We start from the raw sequence: 24,020 nt of genomic DNA on the forward strand, positions 1-24,020 counted from the left end.
TGCTCTAGATCCCCGCGAGCGGAACGCCGCTCGCCGCATTCTGTGGTCGTCGTGAGGCGATCAGCCGCCGCGCCTCGTCAGCCCGACCACTGCGCAGCAAGGCGCACGTCACGGAATATTCCAGCAGGTCGCGCTGGGCGCGGCTGCCTCCAACCCTTTCATGGGTTGCCAGGACGGGCCTCAGCTCGTCCACGACCCGCGTCCAGTCGCCTTTGGCCAAACCATCGAAGCCGCGCGCGATCGGCACCACGATGTCCGCGGCAGGTCCCTTTGGGTTCTCGATGATGCCAGCCAGCGCCTCCGCATCGCCAGCCATTGCGAAGGCAAGCGCACTGTGCACATCGGCAAAGATGATCCCTGAGTTCGGAAACCACTTCGCCGCATACTGGCTGATCTCTTTCCACAATTCCGGAGATCGCGGCTCGCCCGCCATCTCGGCGCGCGCAAGGAACGAGGCGCAGTCCGTGAGGACATTGATCTGCGGCCCCCACGAGCCGCCCGGATGCAGCGCCTCACGATAGATCTTCCAGGCTTGATCCCGCCTGCCGGTCTCCAGCGACCAGAGGGCAAGATGCCAATTGATATGGCAATGCAGTTGCCCCTCGCGTGGATAGGCATCGTTCCATTGCCTGAGGTAAGCCAGCCCTTCCTTGCGCTGTCCTTTCTCATAGAACAGATGGGCCTTGATATGCGCAGCGTGGGCGTTACGAGGAAAACCACGAAGTGCGGTCTCGATATTCTTGAAACCACTGTCGAACCTGTGCAGCTCGATTTCGGCAAACGCGAGCACAGTTCGAAACCACCAGTCATCGCCGTAGTGGGTTGCAAGCGGCTCCAGCATCGCCAGTTGCTCGACCTCGCGGCCGGACTTGCCGGAGAAGCCGATCAAACCGAAGACACCGGTGGCCGGCGCCAGCACCATGGCATCGCGCGGCCAGTGCTTCATGTGTTCGGCGATCATCGAAACCGCCGCAGCGCCTTGACCGCTGAGGATCTTGGCGAAGATCGCAATATGACCTTGCTCGCGTGACGTCGTAGCCGGCGCCAGCGCCACAGCGCGTTCGAGCGGCGCTTTGGCTTCGTTGCCGCGACCGAGCACTTGCAAGGCTCGCGCAAGCGCGATGTGCGCCAGAGCAAAACCTTCGTCGGCGGCGATCGCATCGCGGAATGCCTGGTCAATTCTGGAGCCGGCCGAGAGCAGCTTGTCGACGCCGACGACATATGCGTCGCGGGCGGCGGCAGAGCTTGTGCTCAAGCGGTTACCGTACCGGTCTTCAAGAACGCGCGCGCGATTTCCCGCCGAGCTCTCAGTCATTTCGATGAACTCCCCCGACGGAAGCCTGCTTGGCCTTGGCTTGCCGCTGGCGGCGCTCATCACCCAGCTTGAGCAGCCGCTCTCGATCCTCCGGATTTACTCGTCCGTATCGCGGCCGCCAGAGCGAACCGTCCTCCTTCCACGCGAATGGCGCCTTCACGGTCGTTCGCGGCGCCGTCGCCGTGTCAAAAAGCGCGAGCGCCTGGCGCATGATGTCACGCTGCATGTCAGGTCACCACGGATGCCCGCACGGATTGCCGAGAGGAAAATCCGTGAAGTAGAACCGTGGAACGCCGCAGTGCTCCACAACGTCCAGTGCCGAGCCGATAATGACGGTCGGAATGCCGTTCGCTTCCAGATGCCGGGCCACCAGACTTACGGTCTGATGACAAACCGGGCATAGCGGGCAAAGGATGGCAGCATCCGCCCCATCTTTTCGCACACGCGCCAGGATTTCAGGTGCATCCTCGGTGCTCGTTTTCCGTTGGCTGTATTCTGTCGGCACGCCATGAAAGTGCCGGGTCAGCCCGACGAGCGCTCCTTCGCGGACCAATCCGAACGCGGCTTCTATGGGCAAGAAGCTTCCGGGGTCATTGGTGTGGGTCGACTCCTTGTCCCACGCAACATTGTCCGTAAACAGCTTCTTGGGCGGCGGCGAAACCAAACCGGACCACACCCGCTTCACGCCGTCAAAATCCGCCGGACTCGCCGTGGTGATCAGTGCGATCCGCAAGTCCGATGACGGCTTGGCAGGCAAGGTGAAGGGGACATCAGCGAAGGTCGCCCAGACATAGTCGTTGTCGTAACCGAGGGCACGGTAATAATGGCGGGTTCGCTCCATGTACTGAACTGGGGTTTCCGCTGCGGTCATGTGGAATCTCCTCGAGACGCTAGCTTCGTCGTGCGGTGGGCCGACATGAAAAGCCAATGAGTGCCAACAAGGCGGCGAGCAACGGTGCGAACGACAGCATCAGGACAGTCGACCAGCCGAACGACGATAGCAGGCCGCCCGAAAGGAAGGAGCCGATTGTCATCGTTCCGAAGACCACGAAGTCGTTGAGCGACTGCACGCGCGCCTTTTCCTCGGGACGATGGCACTCCAGAACCATGGCCGAAGCGCCGATGAAGCCGAAATTCCAGCCGATCCCGAGCAAGCTCAGCGTCGCCCAGAAATGGACGACATCGATCCCAAGCAGGCCCACCGACGAAGAGGCCGCGATGAGCGCGAGGCCGACGGCGACGACAGCGGAGGCACCGAACCGCGTGATCAGACGTCCGGTCCAAAAGCTCGGGGCGTACATCGCAATGACGTGCCACTGCAGACCGAGATTGGCCGATTCCTGCGACAGCCCGCAGAACTTCATCGCCAAAGGGGCCGCCGTCATGAGGAAGTTCATCAGCAAGTACGAGACCACGCCACAGATCACGGCCAGGATGAAACGCGGCTGCCGGGCGATGACGGCGAGCGGCCTTCCGGCGCTTGGATGAGCTGCAGCCAGCGGAGGAAGCTCAACGCCGGCCAGAATGACCGCCGAGAGCGCGGCAACTGCCGCCTGGCCGACAAAGGTCGCGGCAAAGAGGTAAGGCGCCCACAGGTTCATGGTGTGCGTCACAAGCTGTGGACCGATCACACCGGCGAACACGCCGCCAGCCATCACGGCGGAGAGCGCACGCGGACGCCGTTCCGGTGCTGCGCAATCGGCCGCCGCAAAGCGAAAGGAGAGCACCACTGCCGCGTAGACGCCACCAAAGAACGTCCCGGCGCAGAATAGCCAGAACGACGCGTGGAGGACCGCGAGGAGCGCAATCAAGCCCGCGAGGACGCCGCTTCCTGCACCGAGCAGAAATGTTGGACGCCGGCCATACCGCTGCGCGATAGCGCCCGCCGGCAGCGTGCACAGGGCCATGCCGACGACAAAAACCGAAACCGGCAGCGTCGCAAGCGCCTTGCTGGGCGCCAGCATGTCGCCGACCACAGCCCCGGTTGCGTAGACCACCGTAGAATTGGCGCCCGCGAGGGCCTGGGCGATTGCAAGCCTTACGACGTTGCTGCGCTCTCGGCGAATGGCCGTCGGCGCCTCATGGCCGAGAGCGGAGAAATTGAAGTTCACGCTGCCGCTTGCTCCACTGGTCGATGTCCATCGGTAAAACGTGGCCGGCAAGACCGGTGGCGGGTCCAGCAGGCCGTGGTTCACACGGCAAAGTAAGAAGAAAATCGTTGGACTTTTCCCTCTACAGAATGCCAATTTATATCGATGAAACGTCACATATCGCCGGGGAATGCTGGCTGGAAGACCGTCGAGGCGCCGCAGGGCCTTGGATCGCCGAAGCCCTTGATCGTTCGCGTGCAGTCGCTTCCCGCGAGAAGCTACTTCGCCGAACACAGTCACACCTGGAATCAACTGGTCTACGCGGTCTCGGGCGCGCTCACCGTAAACGCGGACGGACGGAGCGTCGTCATTTCTCCAGAACAAGCCGTCTGGCTGCCGGCCGGCACGAAGCATTCGGTTGGCTCCCTCATGGGGGCGGAATTCCGGAGCCTGTGGGTCGCCAACGATGCCAGCCAAGGTATGACGTCCGAGACGACGGTCATCCATGCGTCCCCGCTCCTGCGGACGCTGATCGTGGAAGCAGCGTCGCTGAAACGTGAAGATCGTCACTACGCCGCTCGCGTGATCGCACTCATCCTCGATCAGTTGCGGCGGGCGACGCCCATCTCGGGAGCGCTACCGTGGCCCACTCACCCTGGCCTGCTGGCACTCTGTGAAACTCTCTACGCCGATCCTGCGAATCCCCGCCACGCTGACAAATGGGGGCGCGAGATCGGCATGTCCGCGCGGACCCTAACGCGGCACTTTGAGCGCGAGGTCGGCATGAGCTTGCGCGCCTGGCGCCAACGCCTTCGCCTGTTCAAGGCTATCGAATTGTTAGCCAGCGAACTGCCGATCACTGAGATCGCGTTGCGTCTGGGCTACTCGTCGGCCTCGGCATTCATATTCATGTTTCGCTCGGAAATGCGCATCAGCCCCCTGCAGCATCGACGCAACCTCGGCCACAGCTCAACTAACAGAGGCACTTCATAAGCGGATCGATCCGGACCTCAGACGCGCTCATCCAACGCCGACGTTCCAGACACACCGTCATGGCAAGCTCCCGGTCGGCGCGATGCGCCGCCGGATGACAGGCTCCGCGAAGCAATCCATCGCGCCGCATATGCGGAGGAATGGATTGCTTCGTCCGTCGCTACGCTCCTCGCAATGACGGTATACAGGAGCTTCAACAAGGAACTGCGCCGCTCCGACGATGGTTACATCTCGGGAGAGTCCCATGGCCAACAGGATCAGCGCGCCAGCTCCGAGGAGGAACGACGAGGGTTGGAGCGCCGCGGCGGCGCTCGTGCTGCTGGCGGCGGGCTTTGTGGTGGGACGTCTTATGTCGTCCGGCTGGCAGATGCTTCCATCGCAACGGGGCGGCGATCGGAGCGCTTCCGCCATCGGCTCGACGATCGAGACCGGCAATCGCGGCCGATCGACGGGCTCTCCGGCAGACGTTCCTGCTGCGGGGTGGAAGGACATCCTGCTGCGGGTCTATGGCAATATCGGCCAGCATCGCGTTCTCGCGCTGGCAGCCGGCATCACCTACTACAGCATCCTCGCACTCTTTCCCGCCATCGCGGCTCTGGTCGCCATTTACGGACTATTCTCCAATCCCGCCAGCATCGCCAGACAGCTCGACAACGTTAGGGGGCTGATGCCGGGTGGCGCAATCGATGTGGCGCACGAACAGCTCATACGCGTGGCCGCAAGAGAACACCACACGCTCGGCCTGACATTCGTCGTCGGTCTCACTGTCGCGCTCTGGAGCGCGAATGCCGCGACGAAAGCGTTATTCGATACCCTGAACGTCGTCTACGGCGAGGAGGAGAAGCGCGGCTTCCTCAAGTTGAACGCGGTCTCGCTTTCGTTCACCGTCGCGGCGATCGGGTGCGTTCTTCTGGCCCTCGGTGCTGTCGTCGTAATACCGGTGGCATTGAACTACCTGTCGCTCTCGAGCTCAGCCGATCTGCTCATTCGTCTCGCGCGCTGGCCAGCCCTGGTCGTGGGCTTGGCGCTGGCCCTCGCCTGCGTCTATCGCTTTGGACCCAGCCGCAAAGCGCCATATTGGCGATGGATCACGTGGGGAAGCGTCGCTGCGGGCTTGCTCTGGCTTGTCGCGTCGGCGCTGTTCTCCTGGTATGCCGCAAACTTCGGCACCTTCAATCAGACCTATGGCTCGCTGGGCGCGGCCATCGGGTTCATGACGTGGCTTTGGATCTCCGCCATCGCGATCTTGCTTGGCGCAGAACTCGACGCCGAGATAGAGCACCAGACGGCGCGCGGCACCGGGATGGGTACTGCAAACCGGTGAAAGCGCGAGCGGCACACACGTCCGACTCGACCAATGCGATCAGCGATCGCGAACCGGTTCCGCAGCAGACCCTTATCCCGAAAACCTATCCGTCACACATCCACGGCGTCGAGGCCAAACCAGCGACTAAGCCGCCGTCTGCCTCTCGCGCAGCCGCGCGATCTTCTGCCGCGCTCGACTGATTCGGCTTTTGACGGTGCCGATGGGAAGGTTGAACGTGTGGGCAAGATGCTCGTACGAGCAGCGTTCGTTCAAGAAGGTTGTTAGCAAACTGCGTTGCTGAGCCGGCACTGCGTCAAGTTCGGCCTCGGTGAAATCGTCGGTCGAGTCAGCAGGCTTGGTCATTGCACTACGTCTCCCTTTCTCAAGAACATCATGCCGGTCCGTCGATTGGCGCGGCTCTCGGAGCGTCGATGTCCATCACAGCGTGCCAACGTCGAACAAAACGGACCGGCAACCGGATCTCCCGTCTGAGCCGCCAGGCCTCCGCGGATGATGAAGGGGACGCGGATATTCACCTCCATCTCGTCCGCAGAACCAAAGCCCGGCCTTATCGAGCTCCGTCATCACCGCAAGGGCGATGGCAGCGAGGTCCATGATACCCCTCGGGCCGGCGCGATGCTGGCACCGGCCGCCAACGCTCAAGAGCGAGTTTTCGCATTGCCGTTCTTCTGTTTCATCTGGGGCAATAATGCGTGATTTACCTGCGGGTTCCTAAGCCGCCTCGGGCTAGGTCGGACACGGCGCGCCCAAGGAACCCGCTAGGCAGTTGCGGTGGGCTTCGCGGGGTGGGCTGTCCGCGGATGGTGATCGTGCAAATAGACAGCAAGACTTTGCCGGAGAGCTTCGTCACCTGCGACGGCATCCTCGAACAGATGCTCCTGCACGTCGCGCGGCATATCGGCCCAGATACGCAGTGCAGCACGTCCGAGGACCTGCGCAAATCGTGTCGCGTCGCTCATTGCTTCACTACCCAATCTTGGTCGAAAGGCCGGCGCCAACCGCATTGCTACGCAGCGCCTCCCTCCCCCGGGAATACGATCATGTTGGAACGCGGAGGATAAAGGCTCGTTCCCGTTGCACGGTCGATTGGCCGGAACTCACCTAGGAACGTCTGTCTTCCGCATCCATTTGCACAGCAGGAGATGGAGGCGACAACGCATGCGGTCTCGCGGTGAGACTCCGGAATCAAGAGCAGAACCCATGGCAGACGCCGAGGGGCACCGGCGCGCAAGCCTCGCACAAGCGGAGCGGTTTTATGCGGACGTCCTGTCGGATCTGCTCAAGGCTCGGGTCCGGTTCCTGGTCGGCGGCGGATATGCCGTGAACGCCTATACCGGCGCGCGTCGTCCGACCAAGGACATCGACATCTTTACGACCTCGGATGAATTGCCCCGCCTGCTCGACTGCCTGCAGCAGGACGGCCGCACCGCATCGATGGTGGACGAGCGCTGGATCGGAAAGATCCACCATGGAGCCAATTTCGTCGATATCATTTTCGGTTCGAGCAATGGCCTCGTCCCGGTCCAAGACCAATGGTTCCGGTACGTGCAGGAAGCTCGCGTTCTCGGGCATGACGTACCTCTGATCAGCCCCACGGAGCTCATCTGGTCCAAGGTCTTCGTTCAGAAGCGGCAGCGCCACGATGCCAGCGACATTGCCAACGTCATCTTGATGCAACGCAATGATATCGACTGGCACCGCCTCGTTGCCTACGTGGACAAGCATTGGGAGATCCTGCTTTGCCATGTGCTCAGCTTCCGCTGGATTTATCCCAGCGAACGGGACGCCATTCCAGGGTGGCTGCTCGACGAGCTTCTCGATCGCCTGGAGCGACAGCGCAAGCACGCAGCGCCCGGTACCAGGATCTGCCGCGGTCGATTGCTGTCGAGCTCCGACTATCGGATCGCTGTCGAGAAGTGGGGCTTTCTGGATGCAACAGGTGAACATGGCAATGACAGGTGATGCCAACTCATTCACATTTGCGAGCATCGGTGATCTTCACGTCAAGGACAATCAACCGATCTTGCTTCGAGAAATGTTCGAGGAGATATCAAAGCGCGCCGGCGCGCTGGTCCTTTGCGGCGATCTCACCGACACCGGGACGCCGACGCAGGCTGAACTTCTGGCCAAGGAGCTGCGTGCCTGCGCGATCCCGGTGATTGGAGTTCTGGGCAACCACGATTACGAGTCCGGGCATGCGGATCAGGTGAAGCAGATCCTGTGCGACGGAGGCATGCGCCTGCTCGACGGCCAGGTCACCGAAGTGGACGGGGTGGCGTTCATCGGCGTCAAGGGCTTTGCCGGAGGATTTGGCCCGCGAATGCTGAGCTCTTTCGGTGAACCGGCCATCAAGACGTTCGTCGCCGAAGCAATGAACGAAGCGATGCGGCTGGAAAACATCATGCGGACCGTCAACAGGGAGCGCGTCGTTGTGGTCTTGCACTACGCCCCGATCGTCGAGACGGTCGAGGGCGAACCGTTGGAGATTTACCCGTTCCTCGGCTGTTCGCGCCTCGCGGAGACGATCGATCGGTTCAAGGTGAGCGCGGTCGTGCATGGTCACGCCCATCGCGGCAGGTACGAAGGCCGCACGCCTGCCGGAGCGCCGGTGTACAATGTTGCCAGGCCTGTGTCGAAGCCGTCAGCGCTCCCCTATGCGCTCGTTTCCGTCTGACGAATTCCGCTGCAGGCGCCGCGAAAGGAAACGACATGCCGGGGACGCCGCTGCCCTCGCCCGCAGGTGGAAGCACCCGCGGGTAGGCATCGCGCTCGCGAATGCAGGGACCTCTTAGGCAGAGGCCGAGCTCTGGTTGTGCTGCTGGCTCGGACGAGCAATACCATGCAGTGCCTTGGCGGTTCCGGCTGAATGCCGCGCCAAGTCGCTGAGCGATACGATCCCAACCAGGCGCTTGTTCCGGTCCATGACCGGCAGCCGCCGTACTTGGATCTCGCTCATGTTCGCACAGACGTGAGCGATGTCCTCGTCCTCGAAACAGTATTTCACTTCCTTGCTCATGGCGTCGCGAACCTTGGCGTCCGGCCCTTTGCCCTCCGCAATACAGCGCACTGCGATATCGCGGTCGGTGATCATGCCCACGAGGTGGTCGCCGTCGCCGACCGGCAATACACCGCAATCGCACGCTTTCATCAGCTTCGCGGCGTGCTGAAGGGTATCGTTGGGACTTACGAGCTTCGCGTCCCGTGTCATCACATCACTGATCTTCTTCATGGTCGCCTCCGATGCCGGGTTTACCACCGGCACGTCTCGCTCATGCGGTGGCGTCATCGATTGAAAGGTCGATCCGATTTTAACGGACGCAATTGTGACGCGTTCCAAAAGGGACGCCGCTGATGTCGAACGCGAAGTCGCCAACGCGAAGCGAGTTCCTCGCGAAAACGCTTCCGGGCGGTCTGTACGATGTGACGCGCCGCGCGCAGGAATAGCAACGATCCGGAGCGTTGCATGTTGTTCGGACGGTGAGCGATGACTGGTTCGGCCAAAATCGGGCGCAACGGTCTCGCGCCGGAACGATCTCGCGCCGGGAGGACATCGTGGCTCGCTCACCTCGACCAAGGCCAGGAATGCGAACAGGAAAGCGAACAGATGCGACATGAAGGTTTGAGCAATCCGATCGCCGTGTATCCGAAGCCGCCCTTCAAGAAACAGTCGCAGCCATGGCCTGGCCTTGCCGGCGGGATGGATCCGCGTCCCGATCATGGCGAGGCCAGCTACAAGGGATCCGGCCGGCTGGCAGGACGAAAGGCGCTGATCACGGGCGGCGACTCCGGGATGGGACGCGCGGCGGCGATCGCGTTTGCGCGAGAGGGCGCCGACGTTGCGATCAACTATTTTCCAACTGAGGAGCCGGACGCGCAGGAGGTCATTGCGTATATCAAGGCGGAAGGCCGTGTCGGCCTCGCCATCCCCGGCGACCTCACGAGTGAGGCGTTCTGCCGAGACCTGGTGGACCGGGCCGTGAAGGGCCTCGGAGGGCTCGACATCGTCGTCAGCAATGCGGCGCGCCAGCAAGCCCGCGAGTCGATCCTCGACGTGTCGTCAGACGACTTCGACGCGACGATGAAGACGAACATCTATGCACCGTTCTGGATCATCAAGGCCGCGCTGCCGCATCTGAAGTCAGGTGCGTGCATTATCGGAACGACTTCCGAGCAGGCCTACGACCCCTCGCCCGAGCTCTATGACTATGCGCAAACCAAGGCCGCGACCATGAACTACGTGAAGTCGCTGGCAAAGCAGCTTGGTCCGAAGGGGATTCGCGTGAACGCGGTGGCGCCCGGCCCGATCTGGACCCCGTTGCAGGTCTCCGGCGGCGCACCGATGGAAAAGCTCGAGAAGTTCGGCGGTCAAACGCCGCTTGGCCGTCCCGGCCAGCCTGCCGAACTGGCTTCAATCTACGTCCAGCTCGCAGCGGCGGATGCCAGCTACACGACCGGCCAGGTCTATGGCGCATCGGGCGGTGCCGGACAACCATGACGCCTCGGCGATCGGAGCACGCCGGGCGCTAGCACGCCGGGCGCCAGGTTGCTCCACTCATTTGGGATTCGGATCGTCCAGGCCCTCGCTGGGATTCTCGAGCCGACCGGAGCGCGCAAGCAAGACCGCCCGTCCAAGCGCACGCGCGGCGTTCAAGGTCTCCTGCTGAAAGGCTGTGTCCCTGTCGAGCGCCGCATGCGAGGTCGCGTATGGCTCCATGTAGCCGAGATAGCCGTCCACCTCCCCGGCCCGTCCGCTCGAGACCAGGCTCATGTCGGTCAGCCAGTCGGACAGCGACCGTCGCAGCGTTTCGGCGCCAGCTCTGTCACCATGCACGACGATGCCGAAATGACGGCCGGCCAGGTGGCGAGGATATGGCCAGCCCTTCAACTCCAACGCCTTTGCCTCGTCAGCGTGCTTGCCATGCGTCGAGGTCGGGTCCGGGTTGCCGCCGTCGGCACAGACCAGGCGGTCCATCATGGCCTTCAGGCCGGTGGGCGCATGGTACCAATTCACGGGTGTGACAATCAGGATTCCGCGCGCCGCGACCCACAACGGATAGATCTCGTTCATCCAGTCTCCGGTCTGCCCGAGCGAATAGTTGGGATAGCAACTGCACGGCCAATGGCAGAGCGGCATCGCCGTTGCGACGCACGACTTGCACGGATAAATCCGCCGGCCGAACTCGGACGCGAGCCTCGACAGGTCGAGGATGTCCACCGCAAGTCCCATCTCGCGGAAGACCGGCTCGGCAAGCTTGACGAGCCGCCACGTCTTCGACATCTCGCCCGGGCACGTGTGCTCACTTCGCGACGAACCATTGATGATCAGGATACGGGCCGGCTCATCGGCCGCGTCGTGACGGCGTTGCGCTTCCATCAGCTCCCGGCGTGCCGCAAGCCAATCGATAGCCACTTCGTAGGTCGGGTCGGCAAACCCGGGACCCGCCCGGCTGGTCCGTGGCGCCTTGCGCGAGTGGCTATAGGCATCCCACGCCGCCCCGATGATCGCGTCGATCTCGCGCTGCAAGGGATCGAACGCAGGATCGGTGAAACCGCGCCGATACCGTCGCTCGAACTCCTCGCGCGACAATTTGGCCGGCGGCATTCCTTTCCGAATGGCAGCGTCTGGTAGATCCGTCATTTGCTACTCCAGCTCACGCCCGACGATGTACTGCGCGACGCAATGGCCGTTGACGATCTCAATCGTAGGCTTCGTCCTGCTCTCTGCCGATCGATGTTCGCGCGTGAGAGTCAACACCCTAATCCCTCGCCGGGTTGCTGCGCCGACTGGACAGCTTTGCAGGATCAGCGCGATAGCGGGTTGCAGACCCTTGATCGGTGTCCCAACGACGATGCCGGCGAGGCGTCGCAAACCACCCGGCTCTACCGCTGAGCGGGCGTCTGTATCGGAACGCCGGGCGCGCGATCTAGCGGCGGATGGGGCTTCGCCAGCCCGGTCGTGCCCGGTGGCGTGTCATTGCTGGCCACGCGCGTGTTGACGTTGTTCAGCGTGAGTATGGTTGCGGCGACGCATGCGATCGCGAGGGCGACAGCGAAAAGGACCAGTGCCGTTCGATGACTGTTCATCACACCCACCTCCAACGGAAACTGAGATAACGAACTGCAGCGAATTTGGGTTCCCGGCCAACCTGCCTGAAGCATTTTCGGTTCTGATTGAATCAAAACCGAAGCTCTAGATTGTTGTTTTGACGCGTTTTCTTCTAGCGAACCGGTTTCCACTTCGCTCGAAAACGCTCTAAGGGGATTTCGACTTTACGAAACAAAGGGCTGCCTCAACGGGAGGCGAACGAGAAACGCTGGTGCTTCAAGCCAGATCATCGCCACCAGACATTCCAGCGGGGAGCCCCTCGTCCACATTTGGCGTGAACGGTTGGATGCTCCCCGCCGGGCCTTTTCCCGGGATGGACGAAAGGCGTGCGGAAGCCGTCGTGGCCGCGAACGTTCCTACTTCAACATCTTCGCAACATTGTCCTTCGTCACAATGTCGAGGCCGGTGTAGATGATCTCCGGCACCTTCTGACCCTTCTTGATGGCCAGCAGCGTATCCATCGCCTTTTCGCCCATCTCGAACGGACGCTGACCGACCAACGCATTGGCATAACCCTCGTTCAGAAGCTCAAGCTGCATCTTGAGAGTATCGGCCACGACGAGCGTGAACTTGCCGGCATCGATGTCCTTCTTGCTCTTGCTGGCGAATGCCTTGAAGCCTTCCGGCGCGAACATGGGCCAGCCGCCGACCGGGACGATCGCCGCGAGGTCAGGAGTCGCGGTGCGCAGATCCGTCATCTGCTGTACGCCAAGCGCCGGGTCGTCGTTGCAGAACGCGGGCGAGCCCGAGACTTCAGTCCACTTCGAACCCTTGAGCGCTTCGCGGACGCCGTTGACACGTTCGGCCAAATTCTCCGCACCCGGCCCGCCCGAGATCATCGCGTACTTGCCGCCATTGGGCCGGAGCGCCAGCAATTGCTTGCCAAGGGCGACGCCGAACTCCTTGTTGTTGGTGCCGATATAGGCAATCCGCTTCGAGCCCGGCGCGTCCGCGTCGAACGTGATGACGGGAATGCCGGCGGCGGTGGCCGCCTCGATCGACTTGGTCATCGCGGCCACGTCAGCAACCGAGATCGCCAGGCCATCCACCTTCTGGGTGATGAAATCCTGGATGATCTGCGCCTGCGTCGCCGGCTCGTGCTCGACAGGACCTTTGTAGACGCATTCGATGTTGCCCAGCTCCTTGGCACGCTTCTGGCAGCCGTCGCGCGCGAAATCGAAGAACGGATTGTTCATGGCCTTGGGAACGATCACGAATTTGTAGCTCTGGGCGAACGCTGGCGTCGCCATCATGGCAACTGCGATGCCGACAAGAAGTACCTTCCTCATTGCTTCCCTCCACATTTCTTGTGCCTATCCCTTGCAGTCAGCGGGCTCCGGGAGGCGGATAGGCGAACATGATGATCCTCCGGGATGAAACTCCTTAGGCCAGGCGCGAGCGGAGACGATCGACCAGCACCGCCGCGATGATGATCACGCCCACCAAAGCCTGCTGCCAATAGGAGTTGACTTGCGCGAGCACGAGGCCGTTGCGGATCACCTCCAGCAGCGCGCAGCCGACAATGGCTCCGAGCGGGCCGCCGACACCACCGGCGAGATTGGCGCCGCCGATGACGGCGGCGGCAATGACGTTGAGCTCGTAGGACGTCGCCATGTTTGCGGGCGCCGATCCGAGCCAGCCGGAGACGATGATCCCCTGCAGTCCCGCTGCGAGCGCGCAGATCACGTAAACCCCGATCTTCACGCGCACGACAGAAATGCCGGTCAGCGCAGCCGCCTTCTCGTTGCCGCCGAGCGCAAAGACGTGACGGCCGAAACTGGTGTGATGCAGCACGGCCGCCATCACCGCTGCGAGGATCACGAGATAGACGAACGGCGCGGGCATGCCGAACACGACGCCCGATGTCAGCGCATAGAAATAATCGGCGTCGGGGCCGCCGGGAAAGCTGCCGCGGCCGTTGGAGACCACGTAGCCGAGGCCGCGCACGATCGAGAGCATGCCGAGCGTGGTGACGAAGGGCGACAGCTCAAGCACCGCGATGCAGAAACCGTTGACGAGGCCGACCAGCAAAGCGACGCCGAGCCCCGCCAGGACCGAGACCAGCAGGATCAAACCCGGGACATTGGCGATCACGGTCTTGCCGTCAGCCGCCAAATGCACGAACCACTCCGCGCCGGGCGCGCCCGGTGTCGACAGATGCGTCATGACCATCGAGGTGATCATCGCGGAAAAGCACATCATCGAGCCGACCGAGAGATCGATGCCACCGGTGATGATGACGAAGGTCATGCCGAGCGTGGCGATGGCGATGAAGGAAAAGTTCTTCGCCACGTTCTGCATATTGCCTTCGGTGAAGAAATAGGGGCTGGCGAAGTTCATCACCACGAACAGCGCCACCAGCGCGAGCAGGACATATCCGGTCTGCGAGGCAAAGAAACCGGTCTGCCACCATTTGGCCCGGCCGACATTGCTGAAGGTGATGCCAGATTCCAGAGGTGTGGCCATCACGCAGTCTCCTTCGCTCCCGTGATGAGGGAGGTGACTTCCTCGGGACTGGTCTCGCCGATCGCCTTGTCGGCGCGCTTCTCGCCGCGCCGCATGACGACGACGCGATCGCAGACCGCGAACACGTCGGGCATCCGGTGCGAGATCAACATGACCGCGACACCCTGCTCCTTCAGACGATGGATCAGGCTCAGGACCTGCTCGACCTGACGAACCGAGATCGCGGCTGTCGGCTCGTCCATCATCACGAGCTTCGCATTGGAGAGCCGCGTCCGCGCGATCGCGACCGCTTGACGCTGGCCGCCCGACATCTGCTTGACGAGGTCGTGCGGACGGGTCTCCGAGCGCAGCTCGCCAAACAGCTCCAGCGCGCGCGCCGCCATCGCCTTGTGATCGAGAAAGGCGAACGGACCGAGCTTGCGCTTGAGCTCGCGGCCGAGGAAGACATTGGCTGCCGCCGTGAGATTATCGGCAAGCGCGAGGTCCTGATACACCACCTCGATTCCGACTGCGCGGGCGTCGATCGGACGGGCGAAATGAACCGTCTTGCCGTCAAAGCAAATCTCGCCGTGGCTCGGCGGGAAGTTGCCTGCGATGATCTTGACCAGCGTCGACTTGCCGGCGCCGTTGTCTCCCATCAAGCCAACCACCTCGCCGGCGAAGATGCGCATGTCGACGTCGTGCAGCGCGCGAATGGCGCCGAACTCCTTGCCGATGCCCTTCAACTCCAGGACCGGTCGTCCGGCATCGTGAGGGGTTACCATGGTCGGCCTCGTTCAGACGGGCTGGTTGACCAGCGATTTCCAGATAGTCCTGGCGTCCCGAACGCGGTTGCGGATCGAACCCAGGCGCATGCGCGGTCGCCGAGCGAACCCTCCTTCGCGAGGATTGCTCGACCCCGGCATGGCCCATCCCTCACACCGCGTCAGGGTCACTCAATGCTTTGACCCGGACAGGTTATGTCCGCATCAGAAGTGAACCTCGGTGCGCATACCAAGAACCACGGCATTATCGGTCTTCACGCCGGCGCCATTATACCCGCGCCCGCCGGGATTGATCACGTACTGTGCGTCGAACTTGAGGTTCATCCAGCCCGTCGCCTGCCATCCGTACCAGACTTCGATCGGAACTTCGTTGCCGCCCGCATTCGGGCTGAGTGCGGCAGAATTCACGTGGGTCGTGCCCACCGCGAAGCCGACTTCGTCGTCCGGGCGCCAGGAGAACGTTCCGGTGTGCTTGAAGCCCAGGGCGATCTGGTAGTCCTGGAACGACGTCCGGTGATCGGCAACGGTCGTGTTGAGGAAGGTATACCAACCCTGCGCCTTCGGACCCTCAACGGTCAACCGCTGCAGGATCGACTCATAGATGCCATAGCGGCCGCGTTGATCGCCCAGATTCTGGTCCGGGACACCGCCGACACCCGGGATGGTCGTGATGATACCCGGGAGGCCACCATCAATCGTCGACGCATCGTCATACCAGCCGCCGAGTCTCCAGGTGCCGTTCAACGGACCGCTCGGCGCCCAGACCAACTCCACCGGCACCAGCACGCCGGAGGCCCGGCTCGAGCTCGGCACGCCCGGCAAGAAGTAAACGCTGGAGTCTGAGGTCGTCAGATAATTCGGATTGGCGTCGTAGACGCCGACCGACAACGTTAATTCCTTGGCAAAGTTGTAGTGGACCACACCGCCCCATTGGCTCACCGGCCAATTGTAGATGTAGCCGCCCTGGATATTGCCGGGCTGACCGCCGCAGAAGGTCAGGTTGATGAACTCGCACAGGCCGAAGAAGAAGTCGGAGCCCACCGGAAGACGGCCGCCCTTGATTTCAAGGCGATCGTCGAAGAGCTTCTGAGAGTAGTAGAGTTGGGTCAGGCGTAGAATGTTGCCGCGGCCGAACACTTCGTTGGTTAGCTGGAGCGCCGGAATTCCAGCCTCGGAATTCAGATTGTCGCCGAAGCGGTCGACCAGCGTAAGGCCGACCGTGCCCCCCGGGATACCGGCAAGCTTCCCCATGTCCAACTTGGCACCGAACCAGAGCTGTCCGGCGTTGGCCGCGGTGTTCCTGCTTCCGCCCGATACGTTGCCGACGGATTCATTACCCAACGTCAGGCCGATATCGATGCCTTGCTCCTTCAGCCTGGTTCTGCCGAGATCGCCGAACAGATACGGCCTTGTCCAGAAATCGTCGGTCTCCGCATAAGGAAGAGGCGGAGCTTTCGTCAAAAGATCGGCGGCATACGCTCCACCGCTCAACAAGGATGACAAAGCAATCCCCACACCGCACAGCCGTGCCGCGTTTACAGACCTATGCAACATTTTTGCACTCCCAGCGTCCCCGGCTTTGCCTGTTTCGTCACGTTCCTGCCCAAAGCCCTGCAGCCTGGAACGCGCCCCGTAGATTCCCTGTATTTCGCTCTCATGCATGGTCGCCCGTTCTCGTTGGCAACGCAGTTGCTCCACGCGGCGACGCGCTCTGCTTTTCTTGCGCAGGTGTAGATCTCGGCGCCGTTCGAGCCAGCCCGGCCAGCGCCATCTTTTGCCGCCGACGGGCCTGCAATTGCTGATCCGCCAGCACACCGAGCAGAATCACCGTCCCCATCACCGCGAAGTTCAGCGAATTCGGGATGCCCAAGATATTCACCAAGTTCTGCAGCACCTGCAGCAACGCCGTTCCCAGCACGATGCCGAGAATGGAGCCCTCGCCCCCGCGCAGGCTGCACCCGCCGAGAACGGCGGCCGCGATCGCATAGAGCTCGTAGAAGTTGCCGAACGAACTCGGAGAGACGGAGTTGGTGTAGAACACGAACAGCACGGTCGAGACGCCGGCGAGCCCGCCGCTGATGATATAGGCCGTCGCGATCACGATATTTGTGCTGATGCCGGAGAAGCGCGCTGCTTCCTCGTTCTTGCCCACCGCATAGAGCCAGCGCCCGTAGACAGAGCGGTGCAGCAGCACGCCGAGGATCAGCGCCAGGATGATCAGGAAGATGAAGGTGTTCGGGATGCCGGCGATATTGCCGGACGCGATGTTGCTCAGCGTGCTCGCCTCGTCACCGTAGCCGAAGCCGCGTGTCGAATCGCTCGTGTAGTAGCGTGCGACGCCGCGATAGATCAGCAATCCGCACAAGGTCACGATGAAGGGCTGCATCTTCAGCCGAGTGATCAGGAAACCCTGGATGCCGCCCAGCGCCAGCCCGCCCAGCAGGACCAGCAACAGCGCGAAGGGCCAATAGATCTGATAAGTCGTCAGAAGGTCGACGAAGACGACACCGAGCAGCGCGAACATCGAGCCGAGCGAAAGATCGATGCCTCCGGTGATGATCACCAGCCCCTCACCGAGCGCGAACACACCGAACAGGCCGATCAGATTGGCCATGTTCAGCAAGTTCACCAACGACAGAAAGGCCGGATTGATCGCGCCTGTGATGGCGAACACTACCGCCAGAAGCAAAAACAGGCCCAGTTCTTTCTTCATCATGACGCAGCGGCTTCCATGGTTTCCAGTGTCTGGCCCATCGCAAGCCGCAACACGTTGTATTCGCTGAACTGATCGCGCTCGAGCACGCCGCTGATACTGCCTTCGTGCATCACTGCGACCCGGTCGGAGACGCCGATGACCTCCTCCATGTCCGAGGAAATCATCACGATCGCGACGCCCTGGTCGGCGAGCTCGCGCATCAAGGCGTAGATCTCGCTCTTGGCACCGACATCGATGCCGCGGGTCGGCTCGTCGAAGAACATCACTCGCGGCTGCATCGAAAGCCACTTGCCCAGCACGACTTTTTGCTGGTTGCCGCCGGAGAGCGTCACCGCCTCGATGTCGATGCTCGGCGCCTTTATGGACAGGCTCCTGGCCTGTTGTTTTGCGACCTTGCGCTCGGCCGCGCCGCTCACCAGCCACATCCGCGCATAATTCAGCAAGTTCGCGAGCGTCACGTTCTCGCGGATCGGCAGCTCCAGCACCAACCCGGACTTCTTGCGGTCCTCCGGCACCAGATAGATCCCTTGCCTGATCGCGTCCCGCGGCGAGGCAACACCGACCGGCGTGTTGTCGATCCTGATCTCGCCACCCAGCAGCGGGTCAATGCCGAAGGCCGCGCGCGCAAGCGAGGTGCGACCTGCGCCCACCAGCCCTGCCAGGCCAAGGATCTCGCCGCGCCGCACAGAAAGATCAATCCGCCGGTCGGGAAAGGCTGATGTCACAAGGCCGGCGATATCGCAGCCGCCCGGCTGCGGCGGCTGCATCGGCGGCGTGTACAGCGCCTTCAGGTCGCGGCCGATCATCAGTCGGATCATCGCGGCATGGCTTAGCTCGTTGCGCGCCAGCTCCCCCACGGTGCGGCCGTCACGCAGCACCACGACGCGATCAGCGCAGGTCATGATCTCGCCGAGCCGGTGAGAAATATAGATCACCGAGATGCCGTGCGCCTTCAGGTCGGCAATCACCTCAAGCAGCCGTTCCGTCTCCGAAATCGTCAGACTGGAGGTCGGCTCGTCCATGATGATCACGCGGGCGTCAATCGAGAGCGCCTTGGCGATTTCCACCATCTGGCGTTCCGCGATGGACAGATTGTCGACCAGCGTGTCCGGCGTGAAATCCGCGCCCAGCCTCTCCAATAGCGGCGTCACGCGGGCGCGCATCTCCGCGTTGTCCACCAGCTTCAGCGGACCGCCGGTGCGCTTCTCGCGCCCGATGAAGACGTTGGCCGCGACGTCGAGATTCTCGAACAGGTTCAGCTCCTGATGCACGAAGGCGATGCCGGCCTGCGTCGCCTCATTCACCGTCATCCGGGCGTGGTCGTTGCCGCTGATACGGATCACGCCCTCGCTCGGCGCGATCACGCCGCCCAGCACGCGCATCAGCGTCGACTTGCCGGCACCGTTCTCGCCGATCAGGCCCAGCACCTCGCCGCGATACACGCGCAGGTTGACATCATCGAGAGCCTTGACACCGGGATACGTCTTGCTGATCCCGATGAGCTCGAGCAGCGTCTCTGCCATTTAGCGGTTCCTCCGGCTCATCGCCCGGCAGCTTGTGGCAGCCGGGCGATGAGCATGCTGATGTTACTTCTTCAGCAGCTCCTTCAGATTTGCGGTGAACTCCGCGACATTTGACTTATTGATCACCTTGGTCGGCACGATCAGCTTGCTGCCCGCCGGGATCCACGACTTGTCGCCGTTCAGCGTCTTGATGATGTTGGTGGCGGAGAGGTAGCCGAACTCATAGGGCTGCTGCACGACCGTGGATTCGATCGTTCCGTCGGAAATGCCCCGCAGCGTGCGCTGGTCCTCATCGAAGCCGACAATCTTCACCTTGCCGGCCTTGCCCGCCGCCTTCACCGCGTCATAGATCAGCGGCGTCTCGTAGCTCCACAGGCCGGACAACAGCGCAATATCGGGATATTTGACGAGCACGTTCTCCATGTTCGCCTTGGCCTTGGCGAAGTCCACCTGGTCGGTGAACACATCGACCAGCTCGACCTTGGTGCCGGCAATCGCCTCCTTGATACCCTGCACCCGCTCGCGAGCGTTGTCAGCGTCCATCGTTCCCACGAACAGCGCGATCTTGCCGCCGTTGGGCAGCGCCTTTTTGATCTCCTCGCCCGCCTGCCGGCCGGCCGCGACGTTGTCGGTACCGATATAAGCGAGACGATTGCTCTGCGGTGCGTCGCTGTCCGTCGTAATCAGCACGGTCTTGGCCGCAACCTTGTTGAGCTCTTCGGTTGCATGCGGCGCATCGTCGACGGAGATCGAGATGCCGGCGACGCCACGCACCAGGAGGTCGTCGAGTTCGCGCCGCTGGCCTGCCGCCGTTCCTTCGTTGGTGACGATCAACTCGATATTGTAGTCCGGATGCTCTTTCTGCGCTTTCTCGAGCCCACGACCCGCGATGGTCCAGAAATCGGCCGCGACATTGGTCACCAGCGCGATGGTCTTCTTTTGCTGCGCCTGCGCCATCCCCGTTGCCATCGCGAGCGCGGCTGCGCCCACCAATAGCGGCGCGATCAATTTTTTCACTGAGTCATTCATGCGTACCTCCCTGTCGACACCCCCGATGAGGGGATTTCACACGCGACGCCTGTTCGCGCCTTATTTTATTCACGCAACTAATAAATTATCGCGACAAATTGTCCAGTCAAGGACGCTCTCGATCGAACCTTCAACCAACAATAGTTTCAAGATGATGCAATTCAGCAACTATCCGCGCCTTTTCCGCCCGTGCCCGATTCGGCCGGATTGAATAATTTCATTGGCTGAATTAAAGGGGACGTATGAACGAACAGCCCGAGCCGCTGAGACGCGCTTCCAGCTTGGCCCGCGGATCGAACCGCGGCCGCCTCGTCGAAGTCTTACGACGTCAGGGGCCATTGCCGCGCGTCGAGCTCGCACGCAGCACGGGGCTGAGCTTCCCGGCCATTTCCGCCATCACGTCGAAACTGATGGCGGAAGAACTGCTGTGCGAAGCCGAGACCGAAACGGTGGCGGCAACGCAGTGGCCCGACGATGCCGATGAGGAGGATGCGGACGGGTTGAACGGCCGTCGCCGCGGCCGGCCAGCGACCCTGCTGACCCTGAACCCCGAATTTGGCCGCATCGTCACCGTCTCGCTGCGCATGAATCTGATCGAGACATTGATCGCTGATTTCAGCGGCGCTGGCCTGGCACAGTCGCGACTTGAACTCGCGACGCGCGCGCTCGATGCAGACGCGTTGTGCGATCTCGTGATCGCACAGATCGACGCCATGCTTGATGCGACCGCCACGCCGCGGCATCGGCTGCTCGGAATCGGAATAGCGCTGCAGGGCATCGTCAACGCCGACACCGGCCGGCATCTGTGGAGTCCGGCGCTATCGATCACAGACGTCGACCTGGCGACGCCGGTCCGTCAGGCATTCGGCGTCGACGTCGTGATGGCGAACGACGCGGTCGCCGTTGCGCTGGCGCTCGCAGCCGCGGAACCGGCGCTGGCGCAGGGCCTCACGGCCACGATCATGGTGGGCCATGGCGTCGGCATGGGCGTCATTGTCGACGGTGAAGCGCGCTTGGGTGCCGGCGCGGGCAGTGAGATCGGCCATGTCAAGCTGGCGCAGAACGGCCCGCAGTGTCGCTGCGGTCAGCGCGGCTGCATCGAGGCTCATCTCGCCGACTATGCGCTCTACCGCGACGCCCGCACCTTTCTCGACTTGCCGCCGGCCGTGTCGCAGCAGCCATCCGAGGCGCAGATGGCTTTGCTGCGCGAGCGAGCGCGCGGCGGCGATCCCCGTCTCGAGCACTTGTTCCGGCAGGCCGGCCACGCGCTTGCCGAGGCGGTCGCCACCACGATATCGGTGCTGCGCCCGCATCATGTCATCCTGGCCGGTCCCGGCGTGCAGGCCTTCGACATGATGCGCAGTGCCTATGAAGAGCGGCTCGATCAGGCCGTGTTGCCGTGGCTGCTGAAGTCGACGGCAATATATGTGCGTCCGAGCGAGTCGGCGGCCATTGTCGACGGCATGGTGCGGCGGACGCTGCCGGTCGTGGATCGAAGCCACATGGAGACGACCGAGTGAATACCGGGAGCTGCGCCCCGTGGTTGGGCCGCAGCAAACGCAACCGACGCCCTTCAGGCGCCAAATCGAGAGGATGCCAATGCAGGGTGCCACCTATCCAAGCCTCAAGAACCGGACTGTGCTCGTAACCGGCGGCGGTTCCGGTATCGGCGAGGCCATCGTCCGGCAATTCGTCAACCAGGGCTCGCGGGTCGGCTTCATCGATATCGATATCGACGCCTCAAAGCAGCTCCTGGAAAGCTTGCCGGCGCATGCGAGTGTGCACTTCGAGCACGCCGACCTGCGCGACATCGGCGCGCTGCGACGCGCGATCGCCGCCGTCCGCGAGACGTTCGGGCCGATCACCATCCTGGTCAACAACGCGGCCCGCGACGACCGTCACGCGATCGAGGACGTCACCCCGGAATATTGGGACGAGCGGATCGCGGTCAATCTGAAACACCAGTTCTTCAGCGCCCAGGCGGTTGCGCCGGACATGAAGCATGCAGGGGGCGGCGCAATCGTCAACATGGGCTCTGTGAGCTGGGTGATCGGCCAGGGCAACATGCCCTGCTACACCACAGCCAAGTCAGCCGTTCAGGGCCTCACCCGTGCGCTCGCCCGCGACCTCGGGCCGAACAACATACGGGTTAACTCCATCCTGCCCGGATGGATCATGACAGAGCGGCAGCGGGATCGGTGGTTGACGCCCGAAGGTGAGGCCGAGCTCATGCAGCGGCAATGCCTCAAGCGCAAGCTCGTGCCGGACGATATCGCCCGCGTGGTCCTCTTCTTCGCATCCGACGACAGCGGCGCCTGCACCAATCAGAACTACATCGTCGATGGAGGCTGGGTCTAACCATAGCCGATGCCGGTCGGGAAGCGGCGGCGTCTTGCCGTCGTCAACTTCAATCAGGGGTATCCCCCGAGCCGCCGTCCCGCCGAACGGCGCTGCCCGGGGGACGGCGAGCCGGACGTCCAGCTTGCAAGCGCGTAAGGGACACCAAGAAATCCCAGACCATCAATCGAGTTCCGAAAAGACAACAAAGGGAGTGACCAATGCCGAGGCTAACAACCACTATCGCAACGCTGGTGCTCGCGGGCCTTTCCGCGATCGCTCTGGGTAACGGCGCGTTAGCGCAAAACAAGCCGACGATCGGGATCGCGATGCCGACAAAATCGTCCGCGCGCTGGATCGATGACGGCAACAACATGGTCAAGACGCTGCAAGGGCGCGGCTACGGCACCGACCTGCAATATGCCGAGGACGATATTCCAAACCAGCTTTCGCAGGTCGAAAACATGGTGACCAAGGGCGTGAAAGCCCTTGTCATCGCCGCCATCGACGGCACCACGCTGTCGGACGTGCTCAAGCAGGCCAAGGCCGCCGGCATCACCGTGATCGCCTACGACCGTCTGATCCGGGACACGCCCAACGTCGACTACTATGCGACGTTCGACAATTTCCAGGTCGGCGTGCTGCAGGCGCAATCGATCGAACAAGGGCTCGGGTTGAAGGATGGCAAAGGACCATTCAACATCGAGCTGTTCGGCGGCTCGCCCGACGACAACAATGCCTATTTCTTTTACAATGGCGCGATGTCGGTGCTGAAGCCTTATATCGACAGCCACAAGCTCAATGTGGTCAGCGGGCAGATGGGCATGGACAAGGTCGCGACCCTGCGCTGGGACGGTGCGACAGCTCAGGCCCGCATGGACAACTTGCTCAGCGCGTACTACGGCAACAAGCGTGTCGATGCCGTGCTGTCGCCATATGACGGCCTTTCCATCGGCATCATCTCCTCGCTGAAAGGCGTCGGCTATGGCAGCGCCGATCAGCCGATGCCGATCATCAGCGGGCAGGATGCGGAAGTGCCGTCGATCAAGGCGATGCTGCGCGGCGAACAATATTCCACCATCTTCAAGGATACCCGCGACCTCGCGAAGGTGGCAGCCGACATGGTGGATGCAGCCCTCGCCGGCAAGCAGGTCACCGTCAACGACAGCAAGACCTATAACAACGGCGTCAAAGTGGTGCCCTCCTATCTGCTGAAGCCGGTCGTGGTCTACAAGAGCAATTGGGAGAAGGTCCTGATTGACTCCGGCTACTACAAGCGCTCGCAATTTGAGTGATGCAATGCCACCGGCGGGCGCGAGACCGCGCCTGCCGGTGGCGCGGCGATGCGGGACAT

At 62.3% G+C, this 24,020-nt stretch carries 23 protein-coding genes; 8 read left to right on the top strand and 15 right to left on the bottom strand.

Annotated features, from left to right (window positions below):
* Positions 1–4 precede the first annotated feature (4 nt).
* The 4 genes from P6U30_RS22450 to P6U30_RS22465 are packed head-to-tail and all read right to left on the bottom strand — an operon-like array spanning position 5 to position 3,381.
* Positions 5–1,375, bottom strand: coding sequence for a tetratricopeptide repeat protein (locus P6U30_RS22450; protein ID WP_407165089.1), 1,371 nt, complete (start codon positions 1,373–1,375; stop codon positions 5–7).
* A complete protein-coding gene (locus P6U30_RS22455; protein WP_407165090.1) occupies positions 1,308–1,541 on the bottom strand; it encodes a hypothetical protein in 234 nt (77 codons plus the stop codon). Before P6U30_RS22455 ends, P6U30_RS22450 begins: the two co-directional genes overlap by 68 nt.
* 6 nt (positions 1,542–1,547) lie before the next feature.
* Positions 1,548–2,186: a hypothetical protein gene (locus P6U30_RS22460; protein WP_407165091.1), complete on the bottom strand. Its 639-nt coding sequence runs from the start codon at positions 2,184–2,186 to the stop codon at positions 1,548–1,550.
* A 19-nt stretch (positions 2,187–2,205) separates the two neighbouring features.
* Complete coding sequence (locus P6U30_RS22465) at positions 2,206–3,381, bottom strand: MFS transporter (protein ID WP_407170508.1); 1,176 nt, start codon at positions 3,379–3,381, stop codon at positions 2,206–2,208.
* 189 nt (positions 3,382–3,570) lie between these two features.
* Between P6U30_RS22465 and P6U30_RS22470 the strand changes: the two genes are divergently transcribed.
* Both P6U30_RS22470 and P6U30_RS22475 read left to right on the top strand, forming a co-directional pair.
* Positions 3,571–4,398, top strand: coding sequence for an AraC family transcriptional regulator (locus P6U30_RS22470; RefSeq protein WP_407165092.1), 828 nt, complete (start codon positions 3,571–3,573; stop codon positions 4,396–4,398).
* Between the two features lie 313 nt (positions 4,399–4,711).
* Complete coding sequence (locus P6U30_RS22475; protein ID WP_407165093.1) at positions 4,712–5,722, top strand: YihY/virulence factor BrkB family protein; 1,011 nt, start codon at positions 4,712–4,714, stop codon at positions 5,720–5,722.
* Between the two features lie 126 nt (positions 5,723–5,848).
* Here the strand turns inward: P6U30_RS22475 and P6U30_RS22480 are convergent, their stop codons facing one another.
* Both P6U30_RS22480 and P6U30_RS22485 read right to left on the bottom strand, forming a co-directional pair.
* Complete coding sequence (locus tag P6U30_RS22480; protein WP_407165094.1) at positions 5,849–6,067, bottom strand: RNA polymerase sigma factor; 219 nt, start codon at positions 6,065–6,067, stop codon at positions 5,849–5,851.
* A gap of 416 nt (positions 6,068–6,483) precedes the next feature.
* Entirely contained in the window at positions 6,484–6,684 is a 201-nt protein-coding gene (locus P6U30_RS22485; RefSeq protein ID WP_407165095.1) for a hypothetical protein, read from the bottom strand.
* Between the two features lie 241 nt (positions 6,685–6,925).
* On the opposite strand from P6U30_RS22485, the gene P6U30_RS22490 reads away from it, so the two are divergent.
* Together P6U30_RS22490 and P6U30_RS22495 are read left to right on the top strand one after the other, a co-directional pair.
* A complete protein-coding gene (locus tag P6U30_RS22490) occupies positions 6,926–7,687 on the top strand; it encodes a nucleotidyltransferase domain-containing protein (RefSeq protein WP_407165096.1) in 762 nt (253 codons plus the stop codon).
* Positions 7,677–8,399 (top strand): metallophosphoesterase, encoded by a 723-nt coding sequence (locus tag P6U30_RS22495; protein WP_407165097.1) that lies wholly within the window; start codon positions 7,677–7,679, stop codon positions 8,397–8,399. Before P6U30_RS22490 ends, P6U30_RS22495 begins: the two co-directional genes overlap by 11 nt.
* Before the next feature lie 114 nt (positions 8,400–8,513).
* On the opposite strand, the gene P6U30_RS22500 is transcribed toward P6U30_RS22495, so the two are convergent.
* Positions 8,514–8,954 (bottom strand): CBS domain-containing protein, encoded by a 441-nt coding sequence (locus P6U30_RS22500; protein WP_407165098.1) that lies wholly within the window; start codon positions 8,952–8,954, stop codon positions 8,514–8,516.
* Between the two features lie 375 nt (positions 8,955–9,329).
* On the opposite strand from P6U30_RS22500, the gene P6U30_RS22505 reads away from it, so the two are divergent.
* Positions 9,330–10,220 (top strand): SDR family oxidoreductase, encoded by an 891-nt coding sequence (locus P6U30_RS22505; protein WP_407165099.1) that lies wholly within the window; start codon positions 9,330–9,332, stop codon positions 10,218–10,220.
* Between the two features lie 57 nt (positions 10,221–10,277).
* On the opposite strand, the gene P6U30_RS22510 is transcribed toward P6U30_RS22505, so the two are convergent.
* From P6U30_RS22510 to P6U30_RS22545, 8 genes are all read right to left on the bottom strand, one after another.
* Entirely contained in the window at positions 10,278–11,363 is a 1,086-nt protein-coding gene (locus P6U30_RS22510; RefSeq protein WP_407165100.1) for a flavodoxin family protein, read from the bottom strand.
* An 824-nt stretch (positions 11,364–12,187) separates the two neighbouring features.
* Positions 12,188–13,120, bottom strand: coding sequence for a sugar-binding protein (locus P6U30_RS22515; protein WP_407165101.1), 933 nt, complete (start codon positions 13,118–13,120; stop codon positions 12,188–12,190).
* Between the two features lie 94 nt (positions 13,121–13,214).
* The gene (locus P6U30_RS22520; protein ID WP_407165102.1) at positions 13,215–14,297 is read right to left on the bottom strand and encodes an ABC transporter permease; all 1,083 of its coding nucleotides are present in this window, start codon (positions 14,295–14,297) and stop codon (positions 13,215–13,217) included.
* Positions 14,297–15,061 carry an ATP-binding cassette domain-containing protein gene (locus P6U30_RS22525; RefSeq protein ID WP_407165103.1) on the bottom strand — a complete coding sequence of 255 codons (765 nt, stop codon included), beginning with the start codon at positions 15,059–15,061 and terminating at the stop codon, positions 14,297–14,299. The genes P6U30_RS22520 and P6U30_RS22525 overlap by 1 nt, the downstream gene beginning before the upstream one ends.
* A 204-nt stretch (positions 15,062–15,265) precedes the next feature.
* Positions 15,266–16,615: a carbohydrate porin gene (locus P6U30_RS22530; protein ID WP_407170509.1), complete on the bottom strand. Its 1,350-nt coding sequence runs from the start codon at positions 16,613–16,615 to the stop codon at positions 15,266–15,268.
* Between the two features lie 100 nt (positions 16,616–16,715).
* Positions 16,716–17,777 carry an ABC transporter permease gene (locus P6U30_RS22535; protein WP_407165104.1) on the bottom strand — a complete coding sequence of 354 codons (1,062 nt, stop codon included), beginning with the start codon at positions 17,775–17,777 and terminating at the stop codon, positions 16,716–16,718.
* Positions 17,774–19,300 (bottom strand): sugar ABC transporter ATP-binding protein, encoded by a 1,527-nt coding sequence (locus P6U30_RS22540; protein WP_407165105.1) that lies wholly within the window; start codon positions 19,298–19,300, stop codon positions 17,774–17,776. The genes P6U30_RS22535 and P6U30_RS22540 overlap by 4 nt, the downstream gene beginning before the upstream one ends.
* Positions 19,301–19,363: 63 nt before the next feature.
* Positions 19,364–20,329 (bottom strand): sugar-binding protein, encoded by a 966-nt coding sequence (locus P6U30_RS22545; RefSeq protein WP_407165106.1) that lies wholly within the window; start codon positions 20,327–20,329, stop codon positions 19,364–19,366.
* A 242-nt stretch (positions 20,330–20,571) separates the two neighbouring features.
* Between P6U30_RS22545 and P6U30_RS22550 the strand changes: the two genes are divergently transcribed.
* From P6U30_RS22550 to chvE, 3 genes are all read left to right on the top strand, one after another.
* The gene (locus tag P6U30_RS22550; RefSeq protein WP_407165107.1) at positions 20,572–21,849 is read left to right on the top strand and encodes an ROK family protein; all 1,278 of its coding nucleotides are present in this window, start codon (positions 20,572–20,574) and stop codon (positions 21,847–21,849) included.
* 79 nt (positions 21,850–21,928) lie between these two features.
* Positions 21,929–22,687, top strand: coding sequence for an SDR family NAD(P)-dependent oxidoreductase (locus P6U30_RS22555; protein WP_407165108.1), 759 nt, complete (start codon positions 21,929–21,931; stop codon positions 22,685–22,687).
* 200 nt (positions 22,688–22,887) lie between these two features.
* On the top strand, positions 22,888–23,961 hold the full coding sequence (gene chvE / locus P6U30_RS22560) for a multiple monosaccharide ABC transporter substrate-binding protein (protein WP_407165109.1): 1,074 nt from the start codon (positions 22,888–22,890) through the stop codon (positions 23,959–23,961).
* Positions 23,962–24,020: the final 59 nt, after the last annotated feature.

This window comes from Bradyrhizobium sp. ORS 111 (assembly GCF_045571485.1).
Lineage (GTDB): Bacteria > Pseudomonadota > Alphaproteobacteria > Rhizobiales > Xanthobacteraceae > Bradyrhizobium.

Coding starts and splice junctions, on each gene's coding strand:
- P6U30_RS22450 (WP_407165089.1), bottom strand. CDS start 1,375: ATGAGCGCCGCCAGCGGCAAGCCAAGGCCAAGCAGGCTTCCGTCGGGG.
- P6U30_RS22455 (WP_407165090.1), bottom strand. CDS start 1,541: ATGCAGCGTGACATCATGCGCCAGGCGCTCGCGCTTTTTGACACGGCG.
- P6U30_RS22460 (WP_407165091.1), bottom strand. CDS start 2,186: ATGACCGCAGCGGAAACCCCAGTTCAGTACATGGAGCGAACCCGCCAT.
- P6U30_RS22470 (WP_407165092.1), top strand. CDS start 3,571: ATGAAACGTCACATATCGCCGGGGAATGCTGGCTGGAAGACCGTCGAG.
- P6U30_RS22480 (WP_407165094.1), bottom strand. CDS start 6,067: ATGACCAAGCCTGCTGACTCGACCGACGATTTCACCGAGGCCGAACTT.
- P6U30_RS22485 (WP_407165095.1), bottom strand. CDS start 6,684: ATGAGCGACGCGACACGATTTGCGCAGGTCCTCGGACGTGCTGCACTG.
- P6U30_RS22490 (WP_407165096.1), top strand. CDS start 6,926: ATGGCAGACGCCGAGGGGCACCGGCGCGCAAGCCTCGCACAAGCGGAG.
- P6U30_RS22495 (WP_407165097.1), top strand. CDS start 7,677: ATGACAGGTGATGCCAACTCATTCACATTTGCGAGCATCGGTGATCTT.
- P6U30_RS22500 (WP_407165098.1), bottom strand. CDS start 8,954: ATGAAGAAGATCAGTGATGTGATGACACGGGACGCGAAGCTCGTAAGT.
- P6U30_RS22505 (WP_407165099.1), top strand. CDS start 9,330: ATGCGACATGAAGGTTTGAGCAATCCGATCGCCGTGTATCCGAAGCCG.
- P6U30_RS22510 (WP_407165100.1), bottom strand. CDS start 11,363: ATGACGGATCTACCAGACGCTGCCATTCGGAAAGGAATGCCGCCGGCC.
- P6U30_RS22515 (WP_407165101.1), bottom strand. CDS start 13,120: ATGAGGAAGGTACTTCTTGTCGGCATCGCAGTTGCCATGATGGCGACG.
- P6U30_RS22520 (WP_407165102.1), bottom strand. CDS start 14,297: ATGGCCACACCTCTGGAATCTGGCATCACCTTCAGCAATGTCGGCCGG.
- P6U30_RS22525 (WP_407165103.1), bottom strand. CDS start 15,061: ATGGTAACCCCTCACGATGCCGGACGACCGGTCCTGGAGTTGAAGGGC.
- P6U30_RS22530 (WP_407170509.1), bottom strand. CDS start 16,615: ATGTTGCATAGGTCTGTAAACGCGGCACGGCTGTGCGGTGTGGGGATT.
- P6U30_RS22535 (WP_407165104.1), bottom strand. CDS start 17,777: ATGATGAAGAAAGAACTGGGCCTGTTTTTGCTTCTGGCGGTAGTGTTC.
- P6U30_RS22540 (WP_407165105.1), bottom strand. CDS start 19,300: ATGGCAGAGACGCTGCTCGAGCTCATCGGGATCAGCAAGACGTATCCC.
- P6U30_RS22545 (WP_407165106.1), bottom strand. CDS start 20,329: ATGAATGACTCAGTGAAAAAATTGATCGCGCCGCTATTGGTGGGCGCA.
- P6U30_RS22550 (WP_407165107.1), top strand. CDS start 20,572: ATGAACGAACAGCCCGAGCCGCTGAGACGCGCTTCCAGCTTGGCCCGC.
- P6U30_RS22555 (WP_407165108.1), top strand. CDS start 21,929: ATGCAGGGTGCCACCTATCCAAGCCTCAAGAACCGGACTGTGCTCGTA.
- chvE (WP_407165109.1), top strand. CDS start 22,888: ATGCCGAGGCTAACAACCACTATCGCAACGCTGGTGCTCGCGGGCCTT.